Annotated in this window: 4 protein-coding genes and 1 pseudogene; 2 read left to right on the top strand and 3 right to left on the bottom strand. The window is 62.9% G+C overall.

The window, feature by feature from the left end:
• On the bottom strand, window positions 1-887 hold an 887-nt coding region (locus tag EOA32_RS35395), incomplete at its 3' end, for a response regulator (protein ID WP_128374166.1).
• A 15-nt stretch (window positions 888-902) separates the two neighbouring features.
• The gene (locus tag EOA32_RS35390) at window positions 903-1,274 is read right to left on the bottom strand and encodes a response regulator (RefSeq protein WP_027166515.1); all 372 of its coding nucleotides are present in this window, start codon (window positions 1,272-1,274) and stop codon (window positions 903-905) included.
• Between the two features lie 238 nt (window positions 1,275-1,512).
• On the opposite strand from EOA32_RS35390, the gene EOA32_RS35385 reads away from it, so the two are divergent.
• Together EOA32_RS35385 and EOA32_RS35380 are read left to right on the top strand one after the other, a co-directional pair.
• On the top strand, window positions 1,513-1,812 hold the full coding sequence (locus EOA32_RS35385; RefSeq protein ID WP_095826132.1) for a DUF3572 domain-containing protein: 300 nt from the start codon (window positions 1,513-1,515) through the stop codon (window positions 1,810-1,812).
• On the top strand, window positions 1,809-2,462 hold the full coding sequence (locus EOA32_RS35380; protein ID WP_095829924.1) for a hypothetical protein: 654 nt from the start codon (window positions 1,809-1,811) through the stop codon (window positions 2,460-2,462). The genes EOA32_RS35385 and EOA32_RS35380 overlap by 4 nt, the downstream gene beginning before the upstream one ends.
• Window positions 2,463-2,471: 9 nt before the next feature.
• Here the strand turns inward: EOA32_RS35380 and EOA32_RS35375 are convergent.
• Window positions 2,472-3,197: pseudogene (locus EOA32_RS35375) on the bottom strand (hypothetical protein); the annotation flags it as partial.

The raw sequence follows: 3,197 nt of genomic DNA, 5'->3' as shown, positions 1-3,197 counted from the left end.
GCGTCGGTCACCGCCATCTCGATGGTCTGGGTGACGCTGGCGCGCAGCTGATCGTTATAGCGCTTGCGCCGCACCTGCGTGCGCAGCCGGGCCGTCAGCTCGTGCTGATCGATCGGCCGCGTCAGATAGTCGTTGATGCCGAGTTCGAGGCCGCGGATGATGCGGCCCTCCTCGCCCTCATCGGCCAAGAGCATGATCGGCAGGAAGCGGGTGCGGTCGAGCGAGCGCAGTTGCGAGCAAAGCCGGAGCGCATCGAAATCGGCGAAGGCCGTCGAGATCAGCACGCATTCATAGGCGGTCTCGGCGGCCTGGAAGAATCCGGCATTCGGATCGGTGGCGACGTCGAGATCGGCGCTGCCGCGAAGCATCTTCTGGATACGCTCGATAGACGACTTGCGCTCGTCCACCAGAAGCACCTTGGGCTTGGTGTCTTCCGTCGCGAAGTTGCGGCTGAGCAGCTCTTCGATGCCGATGTTGCGCGTGGTCGAGGCGCGCAGCCGCAATTCGTCGGTCAGCGACTTCAGCCTGACCAGGCTCTTCACCCGCGTCATCAGTTGCAGATCATTGACCGGCTTGGTGACGAAATCGTCGGCGCCCGCCTCGAGGCCGCGCATCCGGTCCGATACCTGGTCGAGCGCGGTGATCATGACAACCGGAATATGCGAGGTCGCCGGGTCGCTCTTCAGCCGCTTGCAGACCTCGAAGCCGTCCATGCCCGGCATCATCACGTCGAGCAGCACGACATCGACCTTGCCGTTTTCGCAGGTCTCGATCGCATCCGGGCCGTTGCCGGCCGTCAGCACCTCGAAATATTCGGCCAGCAGCCGAACCTCCAGCAGCCGCACATTGGCGGGGATGTCATCGACGACGAGGATCCGCGCGGTCATCTCAAAGGCTCCGGCTCAGGCATCGCCCAGATAGGATTTGATCGTTTCGATGAAGCGCGGCACCGAGATTGGTTTGGAAATATAGGCCTCACAACCACCCTGGCGGATGCGCTCCTCGTCGCCCTTCATCGCGAAGGCGGTGACGGCGATGACCGGGATCGAGTGCAATTCGTCGTCTTCCTTCAGCCACTTGGTCACTTCCAGGCCAGAAACCTCGGGCAGTTGGATGTCCATCAGGATCAGGTCCGGCCGGTGCTGGCGCGCGAGATCCAGCGCCTCCAGGCCGTTGCGCGTGCGGACCGTTTCGTAACCGCTGGCTTCGATGAGGTCCCGAAAGAGCTTCATGTTGAGCTCATTGTCCTCGACGATCATGACCTTCTTAGCCATCAATTTCCCGTCCCGACGGTCCCCTGAGCCGAAGACCGCCGTCATGCGTCCTTGCCGGATCGCACCCAACCCGCCTGTACCCTAAGTCAATATGATTGACGAAACGCAAACCTGCCGTTGGAAAAGCACACCCATTCCACTTGCGGCTGCAGGGCTGAAGCGGCTGAGACTTGCCGCAAGCGACGCTTGCCATTACTGCGGAAGAAAGACTCAACATGCACATCGGCAAAAGGTAATGATGACGAACGCAGCGTCAATGCGCGAGGAGGCGGAAACCCTTGCCGTCAGGGCGCTTGGCTTCGTCGCCGGCGATCCGGAGCTGTTGCCTCGCTTCCTGGCGATAACCGGCATCGAGGCGCGGTCGATCCGCCACGCTGCCGCGGAGCCGGGCTTCCTTGCCGGCGTGCTGCAGTTCATCCTCGCCCACGAGCCGACGCTTTTGCGCTTTGCCGAGGAAACGGGCACGCCACCGGCTGCCGTCGGCAAGGCCTTGCGGGAGCTGCCGCTCGGCAATGACGATCATGAGCGCTCGACCTGAGCGACGATCCCGAAACCGCGCGCCAGATCGAGGAGTTGGCGGCCGACGACCGGCCGCTGCTGGTGCTCGATGTCGATGATGTCGTGCTCGAATTTATCCGTCCCTTCCCGCACTACCTGAAGTCGCGCGGCTTCGGGCTGACCCTCGCCTCCTTCCGCCTCACCGGCAACATCGCCGAGACGGCGTCCGGCCGGCTGATCGAGCAGGCCGAGGTCACGGCGCTTCTCGGCGATTTCTTCGATGCCCAGGCCGATTGGCAAAGCATTACCGACGGCGCCGCGGAGGCGCTGGCGTCGCTCGGACAGCGCGCCGAGATCGTGCTCCTGACCGCGATGCCGCACAAGCACCGCGCCGTGCGCCGGGCGTATCTCGACGCGCTTGGCCTGATCTACCCTCTGCTGACCACGGAAATGGCAAAGGGCCCGGCCATCGCCAAGCTGCGCGGCGCCAAGGGCCGGCCCGTCGCCTTCGTCGACGACCAGCCCGCCAACCTGGCGTCGGCGCGCAAGTCGGTTACCGACGCGCATCTCTTTCACCTGATGGCCGACAATTCGCTGCGCGCTTTCCTGCCGCCGACGCCGGACGACATCATCTCGGTCGATAACTGGCGCGAGGCGGCGCCGAGGATTGCGGGCGCGCTCGGGCTATAATTCAGGCGCTCAGGGCTGCAGCTTCGCTCCAGCCCCGCCATTGTCGCCGCCGTCCGAATCGGCCCCGCCGGTTGAATTGTCAGTTCTGTTCGCGCCGTCATCGCCGCTCGAATTGTCATCCTGCCCCGCGCTGTCGTCCTGGACTTTATCCGGGCCCTTCAGCATGGCGCCGTTGACGACGATGGACCCATCGGCCTTGGTGTTGATCACCCACTCCAGGCGACCGTCAGGCAGTGTCTTGCCAAAACCCTTGACGGCAAGCGCGAACGGGAAGGCCTGCACCATTTGCTCATCGCTCTTTGCCGCTTCCTTCAGGGCATCGACGATCCTGTCGTAGCCGGCGACGTCGATGGTCATGCTCCCATCGGCTTTCTTGCTATCCGGGAAATACACCTCGCCTTCCATGGCGACTTCGATACCGCCATTCTTCACTGTCGAGTGCCCGAACACGATCTTGGGCTTCTTGGCCTTGAAATCCTCGACCAAAGCCTTGCCGAATGCATCCGGCAGCGACGGATTCTTATTGAGATCAAAGGCTTCGATCGTCTTCCTTGCCATCGTATCGAGATCAATATTGGCGCCACCGAAGTTGAGGTCGATATCCGTCGGCAGCAACGCGACGCTCCAGGCGGGCAGCGCTTGCTGCGGGATCGTCAGGCCGGAGGCCTTGATCGAGTAATCGACTCTGCCGTTCGGTGAGATTCCGTCCATCGCGAACGCGGTGCTGAACTGCTT

The organism is Mesorhizobium sp. M1A.F.Ca.ET.072.01.1.1, from assembly GCF_004023325.1.
GTDB lineage: Bacteria > Pseudomonadota > Alphaproteobacteria > Rhizobiales > Rhizobiaceae > Mesorhizobium.
This window is presented reverse-complemented; position numbering and strand designations above follow the sequence as displayed.

Bases quoted from the DNA above. Each gene is read 5' to 3' on its own strand.
- EOA32_RS35385 (WP_095826132.1), top strand. From the start codon at position 1,513: ATGACGAACGCAGCGTCAATGCGCGAGGAGGCGGAAACCCTTGCCGTC.
- EOA32_RS35390 (WP_027166515.1), bottom strand. From the start codon at position 1,274: ATGGCTAAGAAGGTCATGATCGTCGAGGACAATGAGCTCAACATGAAG.